We start from the raw sequence: 1833 nt of genomic DNA on the forward strand, positions 1-1833 counted from the left end.
TAAGAGAATTCGAAGACATTTGAAACAAACGAATGATTCTTGGAAGGTGGATGAAACCTACATTAAAATCAAAAGAAAAGATATGTACCTGTATCGGGCAGTAGATTCCGAAGGAAATACGATTGATTGTTACCTCAGTAAAAAAAGAGATACCAAGGCTGCCAAAACTTTCTTTCAGAAAGCCCTGGCTACTTGTCATGGGACGATTCCTCGTGTGATTAACGTAGATGGAGATAAAGCCTATCCTCCTGCAATCCGAGAGTTAAAACAAGAAAACAGCTTACCATCAAGTATCTTACTACGGGTCAAGAAATACTTGAATAATATGATGGAACAAGATCATCGATTTATCAAAAAACGTATTTGGAATATGTTAGGGTTACAATCTTTTCGTACAGCGAAAAAAATGATTGCTGGATTAGAGGCCATGTATATGATCAAAAAAGAGCAAGTACATTTACAGGATCAGTCTGTCCAAAATCAGAATATCTTTATCCACCAACTGTTTGGATTAACGATATAGAGGGTGTTGCAAAACTAAAATAAACATGCAATGTTATGAATCAGAAAAACTGGCTGAACATGTAGTAGATAGCGATTTTGACCATACCAACGAGGCTGTTCCAGCCCTTTATCTTTTAATGTACTAAACTGTTGTTCAATTTTCCCACGCTCTTTCATCAACTGTTTTCCAAAGATGGTTTGTATAAAATGAGACAATACACGACGATTTGTATTCTTAATTTTTTCACCATTTCGAGGGTTGATTGGATTTATGGCAAAGATGTCACGTGTTTGTGCAACTTCATAAATGTGCTGACTATCATAAGCCGCATCTGCCATGGAAAACAGGACATTTCGCTCTTGTATATCTTGAAGTAATACAGGAGCCATTTTGCTATCATGTACGTTTGCTGTTGTAAATGTATAGGACAATACAACACCTTCGTGTGTAGCACAGACCTGAGCTTTATAGCCCTTATACCAACCATAACGAGTAGATTTTCTCCATTTTGCTTGGGAATCGTATAAACTACTCCGTAAGACTGTACTATCAATTAAAACACACGGAATCAGCCCTAAATTCATTTCTTGAAGAGTTTGTTTATGAATCAATGGAATTCCTTCGTTGCGAAACCAAGTACCTACACGTGAAAAAGTAGATATATGAGGAACAAAAGAAAGACCACAAGATACACGAAATGAAGGATATTGATGCAAAAACCGAGTTAATTTGCGTAAAGAATCAATTTGGAATACAGTTTTCAAGAAAAAACATTTCAGTAAAGCTTTTCTACAGATGGGTGGACGACCTGTCACAGGGGGAACGCCTCCAATAGTTAAACTGTCTACGTATGCAAATAAAACCTGTAAAATGGATTGATTTTCATCAAATTTGGTTATCATACTAGTAAATCCGTCCTTTCCAGTGATAGTTTGGGATACTATCATTTTTCCAGGAAAACGGATTTCTTTATGCATTCATTTTTGAATATTTATGAGTTTTGCAACACCCTCAACTTAACTATGGAAATGCTTCTTGAAAAATAAGGATTGTTTTCATAGAAATCCCTCCTTCTCATTTTCGTTCTTATATACATGTCGGGCTAAAACCAGTATAAAAGGGTTTAACATATATCTTTTCGACCAACACAACATATCCTTTTAACTTCAGCCCAACATTACTTAATATATTACAAATTATTTTTTTTACCATTGTGTATCTATTGATAAATATCAATTTTTAGAGATTTTACATCAGAACCTTTTAATCTGAATTTTTTATATTCTAACTTTCTCAATTTTCAAATAAAAATCTCAGAATTATACTAT

At 34.4% G+C, this 1833-nt stretch carries 2 protein-coding genes; one reads left to right on the forward strand and one right to left on the reverse strand.

All coding sequences use genetic code 11. The features are described from left to right. Positions 1 to 523 (forward strand): IS6 family transposase (locus CDB3_RS21265; RefSeq protein WP_128855860.1); only part of this gene is annotated, 523 nt, incomplete at its 5' end. A 14-nt stretch (positions 524 to 537) separates the two neighbouring features. Here the strand turns inward: CDB3_RS21265 and CDB3_RS21270 are convergent. After that, complete coding sequence (locus tag CDB3_RS21270; RefSeq protein WP_128855861.1) at positions 538 to 1407, reverse strand: transposase; 870 nt, start codon at positions 1405 to 1407, stop codon at positions 538 to 540. Positions 1408 to 1833: the final 426 nt, after the last annotated feature.

It is taken from the genome of Bacillus sp. CDB3 (assembly GCF_002081505.1).
GTDB classification, from domain to species: Bacteria; Bacillota; Bacilli; order Bacillales; family Bacillaceae_G; genus Bacillus_A; species Bacillus_A cereus_AT.